This is a genomic window from Streptomyces sp. MAI_2237, assembly GCF_054189285.1.
On sequence record NZ_JAJPGQ010000005.1, the window covers coordinates 982,782 to 1,004,705 of the forward strand.

At 71.5% G+C, this 21,924-nt stretch carries 23 protein-coding genes; 9 read left to right on the top strand and 14 right to left on the bottom strand.

What is annotated here, in order from left to right:
- Positions 1-50: 50 nt before the first annotated feature.
- The 5 genes from LN251_RS32865 to LN251_RS32885 all read right to left on the bottom strand — a co-directional run bounded on the left by LN251_RS32865 (position 51) and on the right by LN251_RS32885 (position 3,301).
- Positions 51-887 (bottom strand): undecaprenyl-diphosphate phosphatase, encoded by an 837-nt coding sequence (locus LN251_RS32865; protein WP_362986260.1) that lies wholly within the window; start codon positions 885-887, stop codon positions 51-53.
- A 73-nt stretch (positions 888-960) separates the two neighbouring features.
- The gene (crcB, locus tag LN251_RS32870) at positions 961-1,335 is read right to left on the bottom strand and encodes a fluoride efflux transporter CrcB (RefSeq protein WP_458247796.1); all 375 of its coding nucleotides are present in this window, start codon (positions 1,333-1,335) and stop codon (positions 961-963) included.
- Positions 1,332-1,712 (bottom strand): DUF190 domain-containing protein, encoded by a 381-nt coding sequence (locus LN251_RS32875; protein WP_458247797.1) that lies wholly within the window; start codon positions 1,710-1,712, stop codon positions 1,332-1,334. The genes crcB (LN251_RS32870) and LN251_RS32875 overlap by 4 nt, the downstream gene beginning before the upstream one ends.
- Positions 1,709-2,170: a fluoride efflux transporter CrcB gene (crcB, locus tag LN251_RS32880; RefSeq protein WP_458247798.1), complete on the bottom strand. Its 462-nt coding sequence runs from the start codon at positions 2,168-2,170 to the stop codon at positions 1,709-1,711. Before crcB (LN251_RS32880) ends, LN251_RS32875 begins: the two co-directional genes overlap by 4 nt.
- 168 nt (positions 2,171-2,338) lie before the next feature.
- The gene (locus LN251_RS32885; protein WP_458248216.1) at positions 2,339-3,301 is read right to left on the bottom strand and encodes an SMP-30/gluconolactonase/LRE family protein; all 963 of its coding nucleotides are present in this window, start codon (positions 3,299-3,301) and stop codon (positions 2,339-2,341) included.
- 181 nt (positions 3,302-3,482) lie between these two features.
- On the opposite strand from LN251_RS32885, the gene LN251_RS32890 reads away from it, so the two are divergent.
- Positions 3,483-4,322, top strand: coding sequence for a ribonuclease BN (locus LN251_RS32890; protein WP_458247799.1), 840 nt, complete (start codon positions 3,483-3,485; stop codon positions 4,320-4,322).
- Positions 4,323-4,356: 34 nt separating this feature from the next.
- On the opposite strand, the gene LN251_RS32895 is transcribed toward LN251_RS32890, so the two are convergent.
- From LN251_RS32895 to LN251_RS32905, 3 genes are all read right to left on the bottom strand, one after another.
- Positions 4,357-4,644, bottom strand: coding sequence for an ArsR family transcriptional regulator (locus LN251_RS32895; protein WP_458247800.1), 288 nt, complete (start codon positions 4,642-4,644; stop codon positions 4,357-4,359).
- A 195-nt stretch (positions 4,645-4,839) separates the two neighbouring features.
- Complete coding sequence (locus LN251_RS32900; protein WP_458247801.1) at positions 4,840-6,399, bottom strand: glycosyl hydrolase 53 family protein; 1,560 nt, start codon at positions 6,397-6,399, stop codon at positions 4,840-4,842.
- 86 nt (positions 6,400-6,485) lie between these two features.
- The gene (locus tag LN251_RS32905; RefSeq protein WP_458247802.1) at positions 6,486-8,507 is read right to left on the bottom strand and encodes a beta-galactosidase; all 2,022 of its coding nucleotides are present in this window, start codon (positions 8,505-8,507) and stop codon (positions 6,486-6,488) included.
- A gap of 231 nt (positions 8,508-8,738) precedes the next feature.
- Between LN251_RS32905 and LN251_RS32910 the strand changes: the two genes are divergently transcribed.
- The 6 genes from LN251_RS32910 to LN251_RS32935 all read left to right on the top strand — a co-directional run bounded on the left by LN251_RS32910 (position 8,739) and on the right by LN251_RS32935 (position 14,084).
- Positions 8,739-10,070, top strand: a complete 1,332-nt coding sequence (locus LN251_RS32910; RefSeq protein ID WP_458247803.1) for an extracellular solute-binding protein — start codon at positions 8,739-8,741, stop codon at positions 10,068-10,070.
- A complete protein-coding gene (locus LN251_RS32915; RefSeq protein ID WP_458247804.1) occupies positions 10,067-11,044 on the top strand; it encodes a carbohydrate ABC transporter permease in 978 nt (325 codons plus the stop codon). Before LN251_RS32910 ends, LN251_RS32915 begins: the two co-directional genes overlap by 4 nt.
- Positions 11,041-11,946, top strand: coding sequence for a carbohydrate ABC transporter permease (locus tag LN251_RS32920; RefSeq protein WP_458247805.1), 906 nt, complete (start codon positions 11,041-11,043; stop codon positions 11,944-11,946). Before LN251_RS32915 ends, LN251_RS32920 begins: the two co-directional genes overlap by 4 nt.
- Positions 11,943-12,974: a LacI family DNA-binding transcriptional regulator gene (locus LN251_RS32925; RefSeq protein ID WP_458247806.1), complete on the top strand. Its 1,032-nt coding sequence runs from the start codon at positions 11,943-11,945 to the stop codon at positions 12,972-12,974. The genes LN251_RS32920 and LN251_RS32925 overlap by 4 nt, the downstream gene beginning before the upstream one ends.
- A 300-nt stretch (positions 12,975-13,274) precedes the next feature.
- A complete protein-coding gene (locus tag LN251_RS32930; RefSeq protein WP_458247807.1) occupies positions 13,275-13,625 on the top strand; it encodes a VOC family protein in 351 nt (116 codons plus the stop codon).
- A 72-nt stretch (positions 13,626-13,697) separates the two neighbouring features.
- Positions 13,698-14,084: a MarR family winged helix-turn-helix transcriptional regulator gene (locus LN251_RS32935; RefSeq protein ID WP_458247808.1), complete on the top strand. Its 387-nt coding sequence runs from the start codon at positions 13,698-13,700 to the stop codon at positions 14,082-14,084.
- Here LN251_RS32935 and LN251_RS32940 read toward each other — a convergent pair whose 3' ends face one another.
- A complete protein-coding gene (locus LN251_RS32940; RefSeq protein ID WP_458247809.1) occupies positions 14,085-14,684 on the bottom strand; it encodes a TetR/AcrR family transcriptional regulator in 600 nt (199 codons plus the stop codon).
- Between the two features lie 100 nt (positions 14,685-14,784).
- Here LN251_RS32940 and LN251_RS32945 point away from each other — a divergent pair, with 100 nt between their 5' ends.
- Complete coding sequence (locus tag LN251_RS32945; RefSeq protein WP_458247810.1) at positions 14,785-15,702, top strand: oxidoreductase; 918 nt, start codon at positions 14,785-14,787, stop codon at positions 15,700-15,702.
- 340 nt (positions 15,703-16,042) lie between these two features.
- Here the strand turns inward: LN251_RS32945 and LN251_RS32950 are convergent, their stop codons facing one another.
- Positions 16,043-17,164: a hypothetical protein gene (locus LN251_RS32950; protein WP_458247811.1), complete on the bottom strand. Its 1,122-nt coding sequence runs from the start codon at positions 17,162-17,164 to the stop codon at positions 16,043-16,045.
- A 151-nt stretch (positions 17,165-17,315) separates the two neighbouring features.
- On the opposite strand from LN251_RS32950, the gene LN251_RS32955 reads away from it, so the two are divergent.
- Complete coding sequence (locus LN251_RS32955) at positions 17,316-18,296, top strand: AraC family transcriptional regulator (protein WP_458248217.1); 981 nt, start codon at positions 17,316-17,318, stop codon at positions 18,294-18,296.
- Between the two features lie 233 nt (positions 18,297-18,529).
- On the opposite strand, the gene LN251_RS32960 is transcribed toward LN251_RS32955, so the two are convergent.
- From LN251_RS32960 to LN251_RS32975, 4 genes are all read right to left on the bottom strand, one after another.
- On the bottom strand, positions 18,530-18,931 hold the full coding sequence (locus tag LN251_RS32960) for an SseB family protein (protein WP_058927056.1): 402 nt from the start codon (positions 18,929-18,931) through the stop codon (positions 18,530-18,532).
- 187 nt (positions 18,932-19,118) lie between these two features.
- Entirely contained in the window at positions 19,119-19,853 is a 735-nt protein-coding gene (locus LN251_RS32965; RefSeq protein ID WP_458247812.1) for a Type 1 glutamine amidotransferase-like domain-containing protein, read from the bottom strand.
- Entirely contained in the window at positions 19,850-20,398 is a 549-nt protein-coding gene (locus LN251_RS32970) for a cysteine hydrolase family protein (protein ID WP_458247813.1), read from the bottom strand. Before LN251_RS32970 ends, LN251_RS32965 begins: the two co-directional genes overlap by 4 nt.
- A complete protein-coding gene (locus LN251_RS32975) occupies positions 20,395-21,894 on the bottom strand; it encodes a purine-cytosine permease family protein (protein ID WP_458247814.1) in 1,500 nt (499 codons plus the stop codon). The genes LN251_RS32970 and LN251_RS32975 overlap by 4 nt, the downstream gene beginning before the upstream one ends.
- Positions 21,895-21,924 lie beyond the last annotated feature (30 nt).

Below are 21,924 nucleotides of genomic sequence, written 5' to 3' on the forward strand. Positions count from 1 at the left end.
GCGCGCGACCTGAAAACGGATCGCACACCCCGCGTCGGTGACCGGACGGGTCAGCTGCTGATCGCGCCCGTGCCGAGCAGGCCCAGCAACAGCACGCCAATGATGATCCGGTAGACCACGAAGGCGTTGAAGGAGTGCTTGGCGACGTACTTCAGCAGCCAGGCGATCGAGCCGTAGGCGACGACGAACGAGATGGCCGTGCCGACCAGGAGCGGGGCGGCACCCACGCCCGCGCCCAGCGCGTCCTTGAGCTCGTAGATACCGGCGCCGGTCAGGGCCGGCAGGCCGAGGAAGAAGGACAGCCGGGTCGCCGCGACCCGGTCGAGGTCGAGGACCAGCGCCGTGGACATGGTGGCGCCGGAGCGGGAGAAACCGGGGAAGAGCAGGGCGAGGATCTGCGAGCTGCCGACCAGCATCGCGTCCTTGAACGTGGTGTCGTCCTCACCGCGCTTGTGCCGGCCCATCTGGTCCGCGGCCCACATCACACCGCTGCCGACGATCAGCGAGGCGGCCACCACCCACAGGGACGCCAGCGGACCCTCGATGAGCGGCTTGGCGGCAAGGCCCACGACGACGATCGGGATCGTGGCGTAGATCACCCACCAGGCGAACTTGTAGTCGTGGTGGTAGCGCTCCTCCTTGTTCGCCAGTCCCCTGCCCCAGGCGGTGCAGATCCGCACGATGTCCTTGAAGAAGTACAGGAAGACCGCGGCGATCGCGCCGACCTGGATGACGGCCGAGAAACCGACCACCGCGTCGTTGTCGACGGGGATTCCCATGAGCCCCTCGGTGATCTTCAGATGCCCGGTGGAGGAGACGGGGAGGAACTCGGTCAGTCCTTCCACGACTCCGAGGACGGCGGCTTGACCGACGTTGATGACGCTCATGGGATCCAGTTCTGGAGGAGTTGGTCGACAGTGCTGTAGACAGTCTTACTACGGGCGAGCGGGGGCCTTGCGCCTACCCCCACAGCGCCTGGGCGAGCCACACCCCGGCGAAGGCGGCGCCGAGGCCCGCCGTCACGCTTCCGACGACGTTGGCGGCAGCGTAGAGCCCCGCCCCGGTCTCGGTCAGCCGCAGGGTCTCGTAGGAGAAGGTGGAGTAAGTCGTCAGCGCTCCGCACAGGCCGGTCCCGAGGAGCAGCTGGGCCTGGGATCCGGCGGCGCCCTCGGCCACGGCCCCGGTCAGCAGTCCAAGGACCAGGCAGCCGGCGACGTTGACGGCGAAGGTGCCCCAGGGGAAGACCGAGTCGTGGCGGGACTGCACCGCACGGTCGGTGAGGTAGCGCAGCGGTGCGCCGACCATGGCGCCCGCGACGACCAACAGCCAGTTCACGACGACTTCTTACCCTTCCTGCCCGACGCACCGGCGGCCCTCTCGCGGCCGACGTACCGGATGACCTCGCAGTCGTCGAGGATCACGAGCCCTTCCTCGACGAGCTCGTCGAGCTGCGGAAGGAAGGCGCGGACGCGCTCCTCGGTGTCGACGACGACGATCGCCACCGGCAGGTCCTCGCTCAGCGACAGCAGCCGCGAGGTGTGGATCAGCGAGGAGGCCCCGAAACCCTCGATGCCGCGGAAGACGCTGGCCCCGGCGAGGCCGGCCGCGTGCGCGCGGTGGACGATCTCGGAGTACAGCGGTTTGTGGTGCCAGGTGTCGTTCTCGCCGATGAAGACGGTCACGCGCAGGGCGCTGCCGGTCAGTCTCGTCATGGCTGCCTCCACTTCAGGACGCGGCGGGCGGCGGTGACCGCGAGCCACACCGCGGTGAGGGCCGCGATCAGGGTCGCGGCGAGATAGGCCAGCCCGGGGGCCGGGTGGCCAGCGTCGACGAGCCGCTGGATGTCGACGGCGTAGGTGGAGAAGGTCGTGAAGCCGCCCAGGACGCCGGTGCCGAAGAAGGGACGCACGAGCCGGTGGGCGGCCCAGACGTCGGTGATGACGACCATGAACACGCCGATCACGGCGCAGCCGATGACGTTGGTCCAGAAGGTCGCCCACGGGAAGTGACCCGGTGGGGTGGGCCACGCCAGGGCGAGCCCGTAGCGGGCGCTCGCGCCGAGGGCGCCGCCCAGCGCGACCACCGCGAGGACCGGTGCCTGGGTGCGCCAGGCCGGTGCTCGCCGGGTGCGGGCCGGGGCGCGCAGGCTCTCGGCTTCCGGTGCGGTCATGGTCGTACGTCTCCTACTCGCCGGGGCCCGGGTGCGCGGGCGCCGCTCCTTCGCAAGTAGGGACCGTTGGCGGCACCGGTGCCGCGGTTCGGGTACGGCGGGCCCCACCGCCGCGCCGCGAAGGAGGTCGCGGCCGGGCTACAGCGTAGCGTCCGGGCCGCGCGGAGGTCATTTCGGGTCCGGTCGCTCGCACACCGCGATGCCGCGCTCCCACAGGCTGCCCAGGACGAGGCGGCCGCCGGCCTCGCAGACGCTGGTGGCGAAGCGGAAGCCGGAGCGGTGGTGGGTGAGGTGGTGGACGATCGTGCCCCGGTCGTCGACCGCGAGGACACCGACGGTGCCCGTGGGGCGGTAGGGGGCGCGGACCGCGACGCGGGCGGCCGCGGCGCGGACGGCGGGGGCGGCGCGGTGCAGCAGGTCCAGCGGCGGGATGCGGGGGCCGGCCAGGGAGAGCCAGACCGGTCCGTCGGGTGTGCCGCGCCAGATGTTGTCGGGCATGCCGGGGAGGTTCTCGACGAAGGGCTCGTCCTGCCCGGCCTTCGGTCCGCTCAGCCAGTAGCGGGTGAGCCGGCGGGCGCCGGTCTCGGCGACGACCAGGAACGATTCGTCGGAGCTCAGCGCCAGTCCGTTGGCGAACTGCAGGCCGTCCAGCAGCACTTCGGGATGCTCGCTGCCGGGGGCCAGGCGCAGCAGCCGGCCGGTGCCGGTGTGTTCGACGATGTCGCCGATCCACTCGTCGAGTGGGTACCGGCGGCTGGAGACGGTGAAGCAGACGCTGCCGTCGGACAGCGACACGACGTTGCTGCAGAACCGCAGCCGCTCCCCCGCCACCGAGTCGGCGAGGATGCGGACGATGCCCTCGCGCAGGTCGACGCGGAGCAGGCCGAGTTCGGCGTCGCACACCAGCAGGGCGTCGTCCGGCAGCAGTTCGAGGCCGAGGGGCCGGCCGCCGGTCTCGGCGAGCACCTCGACGCGTATGGGTGCCTCGCCGGTGAGGCCGTCGACGCGCAGGATGCGGCCGTCCTCCACGCCGGTCAGCACACGGCCGTGGGCGTCGGCCACGACGTCCTCGGGGCCGCGGCCGCCGATGGCGACGTACTTCAGCGGGACAAGTGCGGCGGGACGGTCCATGAGAACCCCTTCGTCGAGGTCGGGACGGTTCATGCTGGCATGCGTACGGGCGTCCGACGGGTACCGCGTCACTCGATCAGGTTTACCTCGTGGCTTTTCTGCCCACTCAGTCCATCGCCACCAGTGTCTTCACCGGACCATGCGCACAGCGGTGTCCCGGTAACCAAGAAGGGGTGGTTCCATGTCACGGTCCTCCGCGTGGTGGCACCGGTTCGGGTTCTCCGAACTCCATCGGCGCGGCGCGGAACTGGAGTTGCTGCACCGGGCCATGGGCTTCGCCACGCTCGCCCTGGTGACGCTGGCGCCGCTGCTGATCGTCGTCGCGGCGGCGGATCCGCTCGGGCACGGCGGGTTCGCGCTGTGGCTGGTGGACGGCATGGACCTGTCGGGCCGGTCCGCCCAGGCGCTGTCGCACGTCTTCACTCCGCCGCGCAAGGTCATCAGCACCACCAGTGCGTGGAGCGTGGCGCTGCTCGCGCTGTTCGGTCTGTCCTTCGCGTCCAGTGTGCAGAACGGCTACGCGCGGATCTGGAAGCCGTCGGCCGGCCCCTGGCACCGGCTGTACCGCCAACTGGTGTGGCTGGTGGTGCTGATGATGTACGTGTACACGCAGGTGCAGACCCGCAATGTGCTGGCCGGGACGCCCCGCATTCCGCTCAGCCTGGTGGTCGGGCTTCTGTTCTTCTGGTGGAGCGCCCATTTCCTGCTCGCCGGTGAGGTGCGCTGGCGCCATCTGCTGCCGGGGGCCGTCGCCACGATGGCCGGTCTGGTGGGCCTGCGCTGGTTCTCGTATCTGGTGTTCACGCCGCTGCTGATCACCAACGCGGTCAGCTACGGGCCCATGGGCACCATCGTGGTGGTGGAGTCCTGGCTGGTCGGCGTGGGGTTCGTGGTGTTCGGCGGCGCGCTGGTCGGGCGGCTGCTGTGCGAGCGGTTCGGGTACACGGAGGAGCCGCCCGAGGACGAGAGCGGCACGGACCAGGGGCCGTCGACGGTGCCGTCGTCGCGGGGCACAATCTAGGCGGACCTGTCCGGCTTCCACTCTCCCTCCGCGTCTACCAGCCCTTCTCGAACATGCGGGCCACCTCGGCGATGCGTATCTCGTCGCGCCGGTAGCGGGTGTGCTGCCGGCTGCCGTGGGTGCGCAGCAGGCCCAGGTCCGCGAGCAGGTCGAGGTGGGTCAGGGCGACGGCGACGGGCACACCCAGTTTCGCCGCGACGGCGTCCGCGGTGACACCGTTCTCGGCCGGGTCGCCGTGCGGCTGCGGGGGGAAGTGCGCCGCAGGGTCCTTGAGCCACTCCAGGATGTCCTGACGCAGCGTGCCGCCGGGAGTCCTCAGCATCTCGTCCCCCTCACCTGGCGGGCCACCGCGTACCGCGTCCTCCCACTGTCCCGCAGCGTGCGCCGCCGTGTCCGGGACTCCGTGGCCTTTGTCCGGGACCGAACGGCCCCGTGCGGAGTGGGCCGTTGGCCCCGGCCCCGGCAATGCGGGCGAGGGCCCGGCCGCTCCCCTGCGACCGGGCCCCCTCCACCAGGTTCAGCGGTGGCTGAACCAGCTCATGGCCGAGGTGGCCCTGTCGTTGTAGTCGAACAGGGCCTGGTTCTCCCAGCCGTTGCCGGAGGCGGGGTCGGCCGGGTCCCAGCCGTTGCCGGTGACCGCGGTCCAGGTGGCCTCCCAGTAGAAGAGGCCGAGACCCTTGTTGCCGGGGACGGCCTCCACGATGTTCGCGACGGCGTTCATCCACGCCAGCTGGCCCGCCTGGGTGGCCGGGTAGCCGGTGACCAGCTCACCGGTGGTGTCGATCTGGTTCTCCAGCGAGTCGTCCTGGGCGAGGGTGAACGGGTAGGCCGTCTCGGCGACGTACACCGGCTTGCCGTAGCGGGAGACGACGTCGTCCAGGGTGGTCTGGGCGGCGGCGAGCGAGCCGTGCCAGTACCCGTAGTAGGACAGGCCGATCACGTCGTAGTTCACGCCGTACGTCCTGGCGTTGTCGAACCACCAGCGCACGGTGGAGTCGTCGCCGGCGTTCGCCAGGTGCAGCGCGACCTTGGTGGCGGAGGAGACCGCCTTGACGGCGCTGTAGCCGGAGTTGAGCAGGCCGGCGAGCTGCGACCAGTTGTCGGTGGAGCCCTCGCTCCACAGCATGCCGCCGTTGATCTCGTTGCCGACCTGCACCATGTCGGCGGTGGTGCCCTGCGCCTTCAGCGCGTTCAGCACGTCGTACGTGTGGTGGTACACGTCCGTCTTGAGCTGACCGTAGGTGTGACCGGACCAGGCGGCCGGCTTGGTCTGCTTGCCCGGGTCGGCCCAGGTGTCCGAGTAGTGGAAGTCGACCAGAAGCTTCATGCCGGCCGCCTTGACGCGCTTGGCCATGGCCAGCACGCGGGCCTTGTCGTTGTAGCCGTCGGCCGGGTCGACCCAGACCTTCAGGCGGGCGTAGTTCATGCCGGCGTTCCTGAGGAGGGTGACCGCGTCCCCGGTGGTGCCGGAGCTCGTCCGGTAGACGCCGCCGAGGGCCTCGCTCTTGGCGAGGGAGGATATGTCGGCGCCCTTGATCGACAGTCCGGTCGATCCGGATGCGAAGGTCAGGTCGTCAATGTTGATCCAGTTACCGGCGTTCGCGTCACTGTTGACGCTGATGGTGCACTGGTTGTCGGTCACCTTGACCGACGCGACGACGCGGACCCAGCCGCTGGTGGACACCGGCAGTTCGGTGCGCTGTGCGGGACCGCCGCAGTTCTTCAGGGCCAGGTACGCGGCGTTCTGCCCGCCGCTGGAACGCACCCAGGCGGTGAGCGTGTAGCTGCCGTTGGTCAGGCCCGACAGGTACTGGTACGTCTCCACCTTGTAGGCGGACGCAGAGTAGTGGGACAGCCGGTAGCCGCCGCTGTGGCCACCGGACTCGGTGTACGAGGCGCCGGTGTCGCCGTACTCGGACCAGCCCGCGGGGGTGGCCACGCCCGCGCCGTCGGTCTCGAAGCCGCCGTTGGCGAGTGTGCTCGCCGCATGCGCCGCGGTGGCGGGCAGGGCGATGAGGGCGAGCCCGGCCACGAGCGGCAGCAGCAGGGCCCTGAGGGTGCGTCTGGGATGGAACATCGTCGTCCGTCGTCCCTTCGACGAATGGGGATGGGGATCCCCTCCGCCCGCGGCTCTCGTGGCACACACGGGCGGAGGGAGTCGGCTCAGCCGTCGAGTCGTACGACCCGCACGGCTCCCGCGGGCACTTCCAGACGGCCCGCGGCGCGTTCGCCGGTGAGCAGCTCGGTGCCGTGCGCCTCCAGCGGCACCTTGGCGTCCGTGGCGGTGTGGTTGATCGAGAAGAGGTAGCTGCCCGAGTCGCCGGTGCGGCGTACCACCTCGACGTCGCGGGGCAGGTCGGCCCGCGCCGCGACACCGGCGTCCTCGACGGCCCAGCCGAGCAGGGCGTCCAGCCCCTCGGGGGTGAGGCGGGTGGAGACGTACCAGGCCGTGCCCGTGCCGAGGCGGTGGCGGGTGACGGCCGGGTGGCCCGCGGTCAGGCCGTCGGCGTACGTCCACACGGTCTCCGCGCCGTGCGGCACGACGAACTCCGTCCAGACGTCCCCGGCGAGTTCGGAGCCGTCCGGACCCGTCACGCGCACCGACTGCCCGGGCAGCAGCGGCGAGAACTCCTCGACGGTCAGACCGAGCACGTCCCGGAGCGCGCCGGGGCAGGCGCCCTCGTGGACCCCGTCGTGCTCGTCGACGATGCCGGAGAAGTACGACACCACGACGGTGCCGCCGTTCTCGACGTACTCCCGCAGGTTGTTCCCGGCCGCCTCCGTCATCAGGTACAGGGCGGGCACGACGACAAGGGGATATCTCGACAAGTCGGCTTCCGGGTGGGCGAAGTCGACGGTGAGGTGGCGGTCGTAGAGGGCCTCGTAGAAGGCGTCGGCACGTTCGCGCGCGTCGTGGTCCTCGGTGGGGCGCCATTCGAGGGTCTGCGCCCACCAGGAGTGCCAGTCCCACAGGACGGCCACGTCGGCCTCGGTGCGGGTGCCGCGGACCGTGCCCAGCGAGTCGAGGGCCGCGCCGAGTTCGACGACCTCGCGCCACACGCGCGTGTCGGTGCCGCCGTGCGGGACCATCGCCGAGTGGAACTTCTCGGCGCCGCGCCGGGACTGGCGCCACTGGAAGAACATCGCGCCGTCGGAGCCGCGTGCCACGTGCGCCAGCGAGTTGCGGGCCATCTGGCCCGGCGCCTTGGCGGGGTTGCGGGGCTGCCAGTTGACGCCCGAGGTGGAGTGTTCGAGCAGCAGCCAGGGGGCGCCGCCGGCCACGGAGCGGGTGAGGTCGGCGGCCATGGCGAGGTTGACGTGGGTGCGCCGGCCGTCGGTGATCAGGTAGTGGTCGTTGGTGACGATGTCGACCTCGCGGCCCCAGGCCCAGTAGTCGACGGAGTCGCACTGGCTGAGGGCGGTCATGAAGTTCGTGGTGACCGGCACGCCCGGCGAGAGGCGGTGCAGGATGTCCCGCTCCATCACGAAGTTCTCGCGCATGGTGGCGTCGGCGAAGCGCTTGTAGTCCAGCGCCTGGGCCGGGTTGACGGCCGTCGGCGTGGCACTCGGCGGTCCGATCTCCTCGAACCCGGAGTAGCGCTGGCCCCAGAAGGCCGTGCCCCACGCCTCGTTGACGGCTTCGACGCTGCCGTACGCGGCCTGGAGCCAGCGCCGGAAGTGGGCGGCGCAGGAGTCGCAGTAGCAGGCCGAGACCGGGACGCCGTACTCGTTGTGCACGTGCCACATCGCCACGGCCAGGTGGTCGCCGTAGCGCTCGGCGAGCCGGGTGGTGATGGCGGCGGCGGCCGCTCGGTAGTCGGTGTTGCTGTGGCAGATGGCGGCGCGGGAGCCGAACGCGAAGCGCACGCCCTCGCGGCTGACCGGCAGCGCCTCGGGATGGGCCCGGTAGAACCACGCGGGCGGGCAGACGGTGGGGGTGCCCAGGTCGACGCGGATGCCGCCCGCGTGCAGCAGGTCCAGGACCCGGTCCAGCCAGCCGAAGTCGTATTCGCCGGGTGAGGGTTCCAGCAGTGCCCAGGAGAAGATCCCGACGCTCACCATGCTGACGCCGGCCTCACGCATCAGCCCGACGTCCTCCTGCCACACGCTCTCCGGCCACTGCTCGGGGTTGTAGTCCCCACCGAAGGCGAGCCTGGTGAGGCCGCTGGGGCTGTTCTCCGGCATGGATCTCTCCCGAATTGGTCGATCATTTGGGAACGTGCACACACATCTTTGGCGGTGCGAGCCCAACATAACCGCACAGCAACAACCATTGACAAGTGTCCGGGATGTTTCTCTACTGTGAACGCTCACAGAGCAGCATCACAGGTCCTCGCGCTGGGCGGGGGCCCCGCTCATGTCATTCGCATGGCACGTTCCCGCAGCAGGCGGGGACCCAGGTCAGGGGAGAGATCCATGCCCAACGCGCAGCGCCGCCGTCTCGTCGTCAGAAGTGCAGCGTCCGCCCTCGCCGTCGCCCTCGGCGCCTCCGCACTCGCCGCCTGCGGTTCGTCCGACGGCGACAGCAAGGCCGAGTCCGGTCCGGTGTCGCTGACGTACTGGACCTGGACGCCCGGCATGGACAAGGTCGTGGACCTGTGGAACAAGGGCCCCGGCAAGAAGGACAAGATCACGGTCACCGTGAAGAAGCAGGCGTCCGGCGACTCGCTGGTCACCAAGATCCTCACCGCCCACAAGGCGAAGAAGGCGCCCGACCTGGTGCAGGCCGAGTACCAGGCGCTTCCGACGCTGGTCAGCAATGACGCGCTGGCCGACATAGCGAAGGAGGTCGGCGACGCCAAGGGCAGGTTCGCCGCCGGCGTCTGGCAGCAGACCACGCTGGGCACGGACGCGGTGTACGCGATCCCGCAGGACATCGGGCCGATGATGTTCTACTACCGCGCCGACCTGTTCAAGAAGTACGGCCTGAAGGTGCCGACGACCTGGGACGAGTTCGCGCAGGTCGCCCGGCAGCTGAAGAAGAAGGCCCCGGACAGGGACCTGACGACCTTCTCCGCCAACGACTCGGGGCTGTTCGCGGGCCTCGCCCAGCAGGCCGGCGCCAAGTGGTGGACGACCTCCGGCGACAAGTGGAAGGTCGCCATCGACGACGCGGCGACGCAGAAGGTCGCGAAGTTCTGGGGCGATCTGGTCAAGGAGGGCGCCGTCGACAACCAGCCGATGTACACCCCGGCCTGGAACAAGGCGCTCAACACCGGCAAGCAGCTCGCCTGGGTCTCCGCCGTCTGGGCGCCCGGCACACTGACCACGGCCGCGCCCGACACCAAGGGCAAGTGGGCCATGGCCCCACTCCCCCAGTGGTCCACCGGCCAGGACGTCACCGGCAGCTGGGGCGGCTCCTCCACGGCCGTCACCACGGACTCCGCCCACAAGGAGGCCGCCGCCGAGTTCGCCGCCTGGCTGAACACCGACGGCTCCGCGCTGCAGGCGCTGGCCAAGGAGAGCGGCATCTACCCGGCCGCCACCAACGCCCAGACCAGCGGCGCCTTCGCCACTCCCCCGGCGTACTTCGCCAACCAGCCGGACTTCTACACCAAGGCCGCCGAGATCGCGAAGACCACCGCGCCCTCGGCCTGGGGTCCGAACGTGAACGTCGCCTACACCACCTTCAACGACGCCTTCGGCGCCGCCGCCAAGAACAAGTCGGACTTCGTCGCCGCCCTGGCCACGATGCAGGACGCCACGGTCGCCGACCTGAAGAAGCAGGGCTTCGGGGTCTCTCAGTGACCAGCGCCGCCCGCCGGAGGCCGTACGGGGGCAAGGGGGCCCCGTACGCCCACCCGTCTCCAGCCACCACCCTCCAACGAGCGCGGAGCGCCCCCTACTTCTTCCTCGTTCCGGCGACGATCCTCTTCGCCCTGTTCTTCGCGCTGCCCATCGGCTATGCCGTCTATCTCAGCTTCCGCAAGGTGCACGTCTCCGGGCTGGGCCTGGGGTCGGGGGCCCGTAAAGAGGTCTGGGCGGGGCTGGAGAACTACACCGACGCCCTGACCGACAGCGAGCTGACACACGGGGCACTGCGCGTGCTGGGCTACGGCTGCATCGTCGTCCCGGTGATGCTGGGCCTCGCGCTGCTCTTCGCGCTGATGCTCGACTCCGAGAGGGTGCGCCTCGCGCCCTTCACCCGGCTCGCGATCTTCCTGCCGTACGCCGTCCCCGGTGTCGTCGCGGCCCTGATGTGGGGCTTCCTGTACCTGCCGGACGTCAGCCCCTTCTACTACGTGCTCGAAAAGCTCCACCTGCCGCAGCCGGACCTCCTCGACGGCGGTCCGCTCTACCTCGCCATGTCGAACATCGCGGTGTGGGGCGGCACCGGCTTCAACATGATCGTCATCTACACCTCGCTGCGCTCGATCCCGGCCGAGGTGTACGAGGCGGCGCGGCTGGACGGGGCCACCCCGCTGCAGACCGCGCTGCGGATCAAGATCCCGATGGTGGCGCCGTCGCTGGTGCTGACCTTCTTCTTCTCGATCATCGCCACGCTCCAGGTGTTCAACGAGCCGACGACCCTCAAGCCGCTCACCAACTCCCTGCCCCTGACCTGGAGTCCGCTGATGACCGTCTACCAGGACGCGTTCCGCAAGGGCGACATCTACCAGGCCGCCGCCGAGGCCGTGATCATCGCCGTCGTGACGCTGGTGATGTCCTTCGGCTTCCTGCGGGCCGCGAACCGCCGCCAGAAGCAGGAGGCCACGCGATGACTTCCCTCGCCGTCCGGGAGGCCCCGCCGGCCGCGGGCACGACCGGCGCCACCCGGAGCCGGCCGCCCCTGCGCCGCCGTATCGCCCTGGTCCCCACGCTCACCCTGGTGCTGGGCGCGGTCTACACGCTGCTGCCGGTGGCGTGGGTGATCATCGCGTCCACGAAGTCGGGCAGCGAGCTGTTCTCCACCTTCACCTTCCTGCCCGGCACCGGCTTCGCCGACAACATCCGGCAGCTCGACGCCTACCGCGACGGCGTGTACTGGACGTGGATGGGCAACTCCGCCCTGTACGCCGGGCTGGGCGCCCTGCTGTCGACGTGCGTGTCGGCGCTCAGCGGCTACGCGCTGGCGATCTACCGCTTCCGCGGCCGCGAGGCGCTCTTCAACATCCTGCTCGCGGGCGTCCTCATGCCGCCGATCATCCTCGCGGTCCCGCAGTACCTGCTGCTGGCCAAGGCGGACCTCACCGACTCCTACCTGTCGGTGCTGCTGCCGCAGATCCTCTCCCCCTACGGCGTCTACCTCGCGCGGATCTACGCCTCCGCCGCCGTCCCCACGGACGTGGTGGAGGCCGGACGGATGGACGGCGCCGGCGAGTGGCGGATCTTCACCCGGGTCGCGCTGCCGATGATGGTGCCGGGCCTGGTGACGGTGTTCCTGTTCCAGTTCGTGGCCGTGTGGAACAACTTCCTGCTGCCGTACATCATGCTCAGCGACGACGAGAAGTTCCCGATCACACTGGGTCTGTACACACTGCTGGAGCAGGGCTCCAACCAGCCCGCGCTCTACACGCTGGTGATCACGGGCGCGTTCCTCGCGGTACTCCCGCTCATCGCGCTCTTCCTGGTCATCCAGCGCTTCTGGAGCCTCGATCTGCTCTCCGGGGCCGTAAAGTCATGACCATGAGCAACACGGGGGGCCGACGCAGACCGCCGACGATCCACGACGTGGCGCGCGAGGCCGGTGTCTCACGGGGCACCGTCTCGCGGGTGCTCAACGGCGGGCACTACGTCAGCCCGGCCGCGGCGGAGGCGGTCAACGCGGCGATCCGCAAGACGGGCTACGTCGTCAACCGGCACGCCCGCTCACTGATCACCGGCCGTTCCGACTCCGTCGGCTTCCTGCTGACGGAGCCTCAGGAGCGGTTCTTCGAGGACCCGAACTTCAACGTCCTGCTCAGCGGCTGCACGCAGGCGCTGGCGGCGCACGACATGCCGCTGCTGCTGATGCTGGCGGGCACCAAGGACGAACGGCGGCGCATCACGCGCTACATCACCGCAGGCCATGTCGACGGGGTGCTGCTGGTCTCCAGCCACTCCGGCGACCCGGTCGCGGAGGAGCTGCGCAAGGCGGGGGTGCCCCTCGTGCAGTGCGGCAAGCCCATGGGGCCCGGCTCCAAAGTCAGTTACGTCGCGGCCGACGACCGGGACGGCGCCCGGGACATGGTGCGCCATCTGCTGTCCCTGGGCCGTCGCCGCATCGGCATGGTGACCGGCCCGCTGGACCTGCCGGGCGGTGTCGACCGCCTCGCCGGCTACAAGGAGGTGCTCGGGGAGGCGGGCATCGACATCGACGACCGGCTCATCGTCTCCGGCGACTACAGCCGGGCCAGCGGTGAGGCGGGCGCCGAACGGCTGCTGGCGCAGGCCCCCGACATGGACGCGGTGTTCGTCGCCTCCGACCTGATGGCGCAGGGCGCGCTGACCGCGCTGGCCCGCGCGGGGCGCCGGGTCCCCGAGGACGTGGCCGTGGGCGGCTTCGACGACTCCGTCGCGGCGGTGGAGGCCACCCCCGCCCTCACCACCGTCCGGCAGCCCTACGACCGCATCAGCGCCGAGATGGTGCGGGTGCTGCTCGCGCAGATCGGCGGCGAGGACGCGGCGGCGGTGATCCTCCCGACGGAGCTGGTCAAGCGGGACTCGACGTAGCGTCGGGACCGGGCGTCCGCCGCTGCGAAACGGCGCCGCCGACGCCGGCGGTTCCGGTTGGTGCGGGCGTGCCTGTCCGCGGCGGCCGCCTTCGCCGCCCGGACCGGCGAGAAGGCTCTCGCACCCCTGCCGCCGGTGCGCCCGGCATGTCGGCCCGCGCGGCCATCCAGGAGACCTCCCGGTGGCGGATGGCCGAATCGCAGCCGGTCAGGATCGGAGAAGCCATGCCCCGCTCCCCCGCTCTAGCGTGACATCACCGACGAAAACCGTCGGTTCCACCACCGAGCCGAGGAGCATCCCATGACCGCCGGCCTCAACACGATCATCTACCCCGTCAAGGACCTCGCCAGGGCGAAGGCGGTGTTCGGCGCCCTGCTGCAGACGGAGCCCTACGCGGACGAGCCGTACTACGTCGGCTTCAAGGACGGCGGGCAGGACGTCGGCCTCAACCCCAACGGCCACGCGCAGGGCTGGACGGGGCCGGTGCCGTACTGGCACGTCTCCGACATCCGGGAACGGCTCGCCGCGCTGGTGGAGGCGGGTGCCGAGGTGCTGGAGGACGTGCGCGACGTCGGCAACGGCAGGCTGATCGCCTCCCTCAAGGACGCGGACGGCAACCTGATCGGCCTGCTCCAGGACCCGGCCGCCTGACGGCCCCGAAGCGCATGCGCCCGCACTAGTTGCACACTCAACAATTGGCCGATTCGGTGTTACCGTGCGGGTATGGCGGTGAAGACGGCAGACACCCGGCTCGAGGCGAAGTGGCGGGACATCCTGTCCGCGCACGCGCGCACGATGTGCGAGATCGACCGGGCGCTGCACCCGCACGGCCTGGGCGCGAGCGATTTCGAGGTCCTCGACATCCTCGCGTCCGAGGCGCCCGAGGAGGGCACCCAGTGCCGGGTGCAGAACCTGGTGGGACGGGTCCATCTCAGCCAGAGCGCGCTGTCCCGGCTCATCGGCCGGCTGGAGAAGGACGGCCTGGTCGAGCGTTCCGTCTGCGCCGAGGACCGGCGGGGCGTGTATGTCGCCCTGACCCGCAAGGGCCGCGACCTGCACGCCGAGGTGCTCCCGCTGCAGCGCGCCGCCCTGGGACGCACGCTGGGCTGATCAGTCCGGCGCGCAGCCCCGCAGCACGAAGGCGATGACGTCGTCGAGTCCCGTCTCGGCCATCTCCGGGGGCAGGTGCCCGGTCGCCGCGAGGTCGGCGTAACCGTGCAGCACCGCGAAGACGGGCCCTCCGACCCGCTCCAGCGACCCCTTGCGCACCTCTCCGCTGCGCTGCCCCTCCTCGATCAGCCGCTCCAGCAGCTCCGACCAGCGCTGCGTGGCCACCAACAGGCCCTCCGACGCCTCCGGGGCGTGCTTGAGCGAGTACATCAGCTCCAGCAGCGCGGCGTTCTCCAGGGCGAACCCGACGTAGGCGCGGACCATCGCGTCGAAGCGTTCGGCGAAGGATGCGCCGAGCCCTTCCTGTGACGCCTCCAGGACGTCCCGCAGCCGCTCGAAGCCGGTCTGCGCCAGCGCGTCCAGCAGCGTCTGCTTGTCCTTGAAGTGGCGGCTCGGCGCGGCGTGGCTGACGCCGAGATCGCGGGCGAGTTCGCGCAGGGACAGGTCGGCCGGCCCCCTCTCGCGGAGGGTCTGCTCGGCTCGCGCCAGCAGGGCGGCGCGCAGGTCTCCGTGGTGGTAGCGGCGAGTCCGGGAGTGCATGGGCCTCAGTGTAACGGTCATGTTTGTGGCGCCTACATTGTTGTCGCCGTCACCATTGTTGTCATTGACAGCATTGTTGGCGGCGCCTACATTTGCGCCCATGGCTACTCGATCCAGCAAGTGGAACGTCAACGACATCCCCGACCAGACGGGCCGTACCGCCGTCGTCACCGGCGCCAACAGCGGGCTGGGCATCGCCACCGTGGAGGCGCTGGCCGGCGCGGGCGCGCATGTGGTGCTCGCCGTGCGGGACCCCGCACGGGGCACCGCCGCCGCGGCACGGGTGAACGGCAGCGTGGAGGTACGCCGCCTCGACCTCGCCGACCTCGCCTCCGTGCGGGAGTTCGCGGCGCGGTGGCAGGGCGACCTGGACCTGCTCGTCAACAACGCCGGGGTCATGAACATCCCGGAGTCGGCCACGAAGGACGGCTTCGAGACGCAGTTCGGCACCAATCACCTGGGCCACTTCGCCCTGACCAACCTGCTGCTGCCGCACCTCACCGACCGGGTGGTGACCGTGTCGTCCGGCGCACACCGGATGCCGGGCAGCCCGCGCATCCACTTCGACAACCTGAACCTCACCGGTGAGTACGCCCCGATCAAGGCCTACAGCCAGTCCAAGCTGGCCAACCTGCTGTTCACCCTGGAGCTGCAGCGCCGGCTCGAGGCGGCGGGCTCGCCCGTGCGGGCGCTCGCCGCGCACCCGGGATGGGCCGCGACCAACCTGCAGAGCCATGACGGCAGCGTGCTGCGCCGCGTCGTGATGCGGGTCGGCAACCGCTTCGTCGCCCAGGACAACAGGGCGGGCGCCCTGCCCACCCTGTACGCCGCCGTCCAGGACCTGCCCGGCGCGAGCTACGTCGGGCCGGACGGCCTCGGCGAGATGCGCGGCGCCCCGGCCCTGGTCGGCCGTTCCGCGGCGGCCAGCGACCCGGTCACCGCCCGCCGCCTGTGGGACGTCTCAGAGGAACTGACGGGCGTCGCCTTCCCGTTGTCCGCGGCCGTCGCACGGGTGTGAGCGGTGACGGCTCTGCTCCTCGTGTCCGTCCTCCTGCTCGGCATCGCCTGCCTGGTGACCGCGGTCGCCCAGTGACCCGCCGCGGCCCGGCATGCCTACGGCCCCTGCGCCGGCAGGCACCGCACGGAATGGGCGGCGACCCCGCCGGCGCGAACGGTGGCGACGTCGCCCTCCCGGCTGTCGCGGTCACCCTCCGCCCCGCCCGACCGGGCACGCTCCGGGCGCCGGCGGCCCGGCACACGTGTCGCCCTGTGCCCGCGGACCCCCGGCGGAGTCGGAGGCGACCCGCGCCCTCCGGGCCACCCTGCCGTGTCCCGGTTTCTGACGAAGGCGGTCGGCCTCAGGCTGTGGGCCCCGCCGCCGGTGGCCGGTCCGAGGGGCCCTCGCCCGGTCTGCGGTCGGCCGGTCTGCGCGGGGGGATGGGCGTCGAGGTGAAGTCGCGCGGGCCGGTCCACAGGGCCGGGACGGCATCGCAGCGGCGGCACAGCCGGTAGGCGATCGCCTCGTAGTTGACCCGCCAGCCGTGGAAGTGCGGCCAGGCCTCCTCCGTGGCGCGTTCGACGCGGAAGCCCGCCGCCTCCAGCATGGCGACCGCGGCCTCGAACTCGACGGGGTCGAGCTGGATCGGGGCGCCGGGGTCGGGATCGGGGTCGAAGGGGATGCGCAGGGCACGGGCGACGTCGCGCAGGGCGGTGAACCCCGCCCGCAGCACGAGGCGCGCCTCGGGCGGAGCGCTGCGCGGGGTCAGCGCCAGTTGCATGGCCGCCGCGTCCATCACGGCCACGAGGCCGACCAGCCAGTGCCGGTAGGGCCGGGGCGAACGGAACGCCAGCAGGACGGGATAGGTGGAGTGGCTCTCGCCGATGTCGGAGGCCAGCCGCTCCCAGGCCCGGTACAGCTCGGGCAGCGCGGTCTCCGTGTCGACGAGGTACTGCCGGGCCAGGATCTCCGGCCCCCAGGCCGGTTCGCCGGCCCGTGACTGCAGGAGGGTCACCTCCAGTTCACGGCGGTTGTAGGCGGCGTACAGCGTGGGCAGGTAGGCGATCTGCAGGGCGATGAGGACGGGGCCGGTGGCCGCCGCCACGAAGTCCAGCGCGGACAGCCGCAGCCGGGCGCCGCTGGCGAAGCCGAGGGTGAGCAGACTGGAGCCCGCCTCCCGGAAGGAGCTGCCCCAGGACAGCCCGGACAGGGCGTGCAGCATCAGTCCGAAGCCGGCCAGCGCCCCGCCCAGCCAGGTGGCGAGCATGCCGATCAGGATCAGCGGGGCGAGCCAGGTCTGCGCGCGGTCGATGGCGCCGTAGTCGCCGCGCGGGGCCGCGAGCCGAAGCAGCCGGCGCAGCGTCCACCACAGCCGGTACACCAGCGTGGAGTACAGGCCGCGGGGAACCACCAGGGTGCGCAGCACGCTGAAGGCCATGGCCGCCAGCAGCAGCCCGCCGGCCACGCCGGAGATCCATGTCATGCGGTCATTGTGGCCCCGGTCGGCGTCCGGCGATCAGCGTCGCGGCAGCGAGGCGGGGACCGCGCGGAACGTCTGCCTCCATTCGGGGGCCGGACGGTGCCATGCTGAGCGAGGAAGCCGAGCGGGAGACGGGGGAGACAGCGCCTTGGGCGTGGACGAGGACGGCGACACCCTTTTCAGCACCTATCTGACGCGCTCCGTGGAGGAGACCCACGCGGCGGTCGCGGCCCACTACTACGACCTGTGTCTCGAAGTGACCGGCTCCGAGGCGGAGTTCTCGACGCGGCTGAGCGTGCTGGACCTCGGTGCCCTGACCGTCGGCGAGATCCGCTTCGGCACCGAGATGCGGATGAGCTTCGGCGAACCGGGCGTCTACCACGTGGCCGTCCCCCTGGCGGGCGGCTTCAGCGTGCGGCAGGGGCTCGGCCGGACCGTGTCCGGCACCTCGCGGCACGCGCTGTTCTTCGACCCCGGGCACGGCATCCGGATCGACGCGTGGTCGGGCGACTGCCACAGCATCACCGTGAAGATCGACAAGAGTGCCCTGCACCGCGAACTGGAGGTGCAGCTGGGCAGGCCGCTGCGCCGGCCGCCCACGTTCGAGCCGAGCTTCGACGTCTCCGGCGGGCCGGGCCGCAGTTGGGCGCGGCTGGCGTTGTGGAGCCTGCTGGAACGCGACGTCTCGCACGGGCTGCTGCGTCGGCCCCTCATCCGGGGACGGCTCGAACAGGCCTTGCTGGAGGGCGTGTTACTGGCCGCCGAGCACTCCTATCGCGGCGAACTCGACGCCCCGCCGCCCCCGATGCGGCCCGCCGCGGTGAAGCGGGTCATGGACGCCGTCCAGGAGATGCCGGCCGAACCGTACGACGCGGCCCGGCTCGCGGAGATCGCCCGGGTCAGTGTGCGCACCCTGCAGGAGGCGTTCCGCAAGCATGTCGGGATGCCGCCGATGGCGTACGTCACCGAGGTGCGGCTGCAGCGCGTGCGCGGGCAGTTGCGCGCCTCGGTGCCGGGGACGACGACCGTCGCGGACGTCGCCCACCAGTGGGGCTTCGCCCATCTCGGCCGGTTCGCGCGGCGCTACCGCGAGCGCTTCGGGGAATCCCCTTCGCAGACGCTGCGCACCGCCTGACCGCTGCGATCGGCCGCGTTCGGTGGACAGCCGCCGCGCAACGCGGAGTGACGGGTCGCCCACCCGGCCGTATCGTCACGCGGGGCCGGCGTGGCACCGCGGAAGGGACGGGGTCGGCGCCGTTCGTCCTTCGGGCCGCGCGCGCCCCGGGTGCGGGGGCGGGAGAGATCCGCGCCTGTCCGGGCCCGGCTGCTCCCCCTCCGTGATCGGTGGCCGGGCCCACCCGGCACGCGCTACGGCCGGGCCAGCAGCGTGCGCACGCCCTCCGAGGTGAGCGTCAGCGGGTGCTCGGAACCCGCGTCGATGGTCAGCGACAGATCGTCGGCGGGCCACTGCGAGGCGAGCGCGCCCAGCGGCACCAGGCGGTAGCGCGAGACGAAGGGCAGCAGGTCGGCCAGCTCCCCCTCCGACGTGAAGACGGGCACCACCGGGTCGCCGCCCGGCTGCTCCAGTACGGGCAGCGCGACGGCCGACGGGTCGGCGGCGTCCTCCTGGTTCGCGTCGTCGGGTACGGGCACGAGCACCTCGCTGCCGGCGAGCGTGTCCAGTGCCGCGGTGTCGTCGGTGTTCACGGCCAGCGCGTCCAGCGCCTGCCGGGCCGGTGTGGCGGTGTGGTCGTTGGCAGGTGTGTCCATGGAAGATCCCCAGGTAGCGGCGGTCGTACGGTCTCCCCGGGGCAAGATCGCCCCAGGGCGGGTTCTGCTCGCGTACCCGGCCCCCGGCAGGGCATTCCTGTGACCCGGGGGAATTACGGGATGCCCCCGCCCGCCCCGGTCCGGGTGGTCCGCCCGGCGTCGGGGCGATCCGCGTCGACCCGGCGGTTCAGGGGAGCGGGCGGCACTCCAGTGCCTGCTCGTCGGCGCCGCCGCGCCCGTCCGGTTCCACGCGGTGCACACGGGCGTGCGGCAGGCGGGTCACCGTCTCGGTCAGCCGCCCGTCCGTGAACAGGGCGCCGGTTCCGTCGTCCAGCGCCCATCCGGCCGGCAGCGACCCGGCGGCGACGGCGGACCGGTAGGAGGGGCGCCGGCCCGGTTCGCTGTCGTAGTGGGGGCAGACGGAGCCGGGGAGCAGTCCGAGTCCGTCCTTCAGGAAGGTCAGCGGACCGAAGGAGTCGGTGTGCGAGCCTTCAGCCCAGCAGTTGGCGCCGGCGCTGATGCCGCACAGCAGGGTGCCGCGGTCGTAGGCCTCGCGCAGCAGCCGGTCCACGCCGTGCACGCGCCACACCGCGAGCATGTTCGCGGTGTTGCCGCCGCCGACGTACACGACGTCCTGGGCGAGCAGGTGGGCGCGCAGCGCCTCGTCGTCCAACTCCCTTCGGAACAGGGGCACTACGGAGGGCATGCAGTGCCGGCGGGGCCGGAAGGCGTCGAGGAACCGCTCGATGTACGCGGGCTCGTCGCCGCTGGCGGTCGGCAGGAAGCAGATGCGCGGCCAGTCGGTGCGCACATGGCTCAGCATCCAGTCGTCCAGGAGGCCGTCGTCGTCGGTGCCGAAGCCTCCGCCGAGGAGGGCCACGCGCCGCCGCGGGGGCGGGATGGGGTTCGTTCCGGGTCTCACTGCGCCTCCGCGAGCAGTTCGTCGACCGTGGTGACTCTCACCAGCGGCCGGTAGAGGTCCATGATGTGCAGCGCCCTGGCGTGCGAGTCGTCGTCGGCGCCCGCGCAGGCGTCCGCCGCGACCAGTACGTCGATGCCGGCGTCGGCGGCGGCGAGCGCGGTGGACAGCACGCAGCAGTCGGTGCTGACGCCGGCCAGGACCAGGCGGCCCTCCGGCTCCGCGAGAGCGGCGAGGGACGGGTTCCACTTGCCGAAGGTCGGGGCGTCCAGGACGCGCGGGGCCAGGCCGCCGAACTCCTCGGTCAGCTCCCACAGCGGGGCGTCCGGCGGCTGGAGGGCGAAGGGCCAGCGGTCGTAGTAGGCACGCCAGGCGCCCTCGGGTCGCGCGGGGGCGACGAAGCGGGTGAAGACGGTGCGGCCGCGGTGGGCCGGCAGCAGGCGTCGTACTCCCGCCGCGGCCTCGGCGTAGCGCGGGGCCGCCCAGGGGCTGCCGGGTTCGGCGAAGACGCGTTGCATGTCGATGACGGCGAGCAGGCCGCGGGTCATACGACCGCTCCCGCGTCCGTCGGGCTGGGGACCTGCGCTTCCTGGCCGCGCACCCGGGCGCGGCCCAGGGCGAGGGTGCCGAGGAAGCCGAGTGCCAGGGCGGCGAGGACGCCGAGGTTGGCGTAGGCCCAGGCGCCGGTCTTGCCGCCGAGGCCGAGGGGCCGGAGCAGGTAGCCCTGCCAGGTGAGCCAGTGGGCGGCCGAGTTGGTGACCAGACCCCAGCCGAGGGCGGTGGCGGCGACGGTGAGCAGGAGCGGGGTGGGGGGTACGTCGCCGTAGCGGCCGGAGGGGCGGTAGAGGTCGGTCTCGTCGTAGTCGCGGCGGCGCAGGGCGACGTCGGCGAGCATGATGCCGCACCAGGCGGCGATGGGGACGCCCAGGGTGGTGAGGAAGCCCATGAACTGGCCGAGGAAGTCGTCGGCGACGAACACGATGTAGACCGAGCCCGCGATCATGAGGACGCCGTCGACGAGGGCGGCCAGGTAGCGCGGGATCCGCAGGCCCGCGGAGAGCAGGGCCAGTCCGGAGGAGTAGATGTCGAGTACGGCGCCGCCGACCAGGCCGAGGACGGCGACGACGGCGAACGGCACCAGGAACCACGTGGGCAGCAGGGTCGTGAGCGCGCCGATGGGGTCGGCGGCGACCGCGGCGCCGAGCTTGTCGGAGGAGCCCGCGAGCAGCAGGCCGAAGACGAGCAGGAGCAGCGGGGCCACCGAGGCGCCGAAGGTGGTCCAGCCGATCACGCCGCGGCTGGAGGAGCCGCGCGGCAGATAGCGGGAGTAGTCGGCGGCGGCGTTGACCCAGCCGAGGCCGAAGCCGGTCATCATGAACACGAGCGCGCCGATGAACTCCTGGGTGGAGCCCGGCGGGATCGCGCTGACGGTGCTCCAGTGGATGTGATCGGCGACGAGGACGACGTAGACGACGGTGAGGACGCCCGTGACCACGGTGATCACCGTCTGCAGCCGCATGATCAGGTCGAAGCCCATGACGCCGCCGGCGACCGTGAGCGCGCCGACCAGGATCAGGGCGACCACCTTCGTCTCGGTGCCGCCGCCCCAGCCGAGGCGGGAGAAGACGGTGGCGGTGGCCATGGTGGCGAGCGCGCACAGCACGGTCTCCCAGCCGACGGTGAGCACCCAGGAGATCACCGAGGGCAGGCGGTTGCCGCGTACGCCGTAGGCGGCCCGGCCGAGCACCATCGTCGGCGCCGAGCCGCGCTTGCCGGCGACGGCGATGAAGCCGCACAGCAGGAACGAGAAGACGATGCCGACGACTCCGGCGATCAGCGCCTGCCAGAAGGAGATCCCGAAGCCGAGGGCGAAGGCGCCGTAGCTCAGTCCGAGGATGGAGACGTTGGCGCCGAACCAGGGCCAGAACAGGGTGCGCGGGGTGCCTTTGCGCTCGGTGTCGCCGATGACGTCGAGCCCGTGGGTCTCCACCTGGAGCTGCCGGGCCGGCGCTCTGCCCTCGGGGTTGTCCGCGGACCCTGCCATCGACGACCTCCCGTGTTCGCACGTGATGGC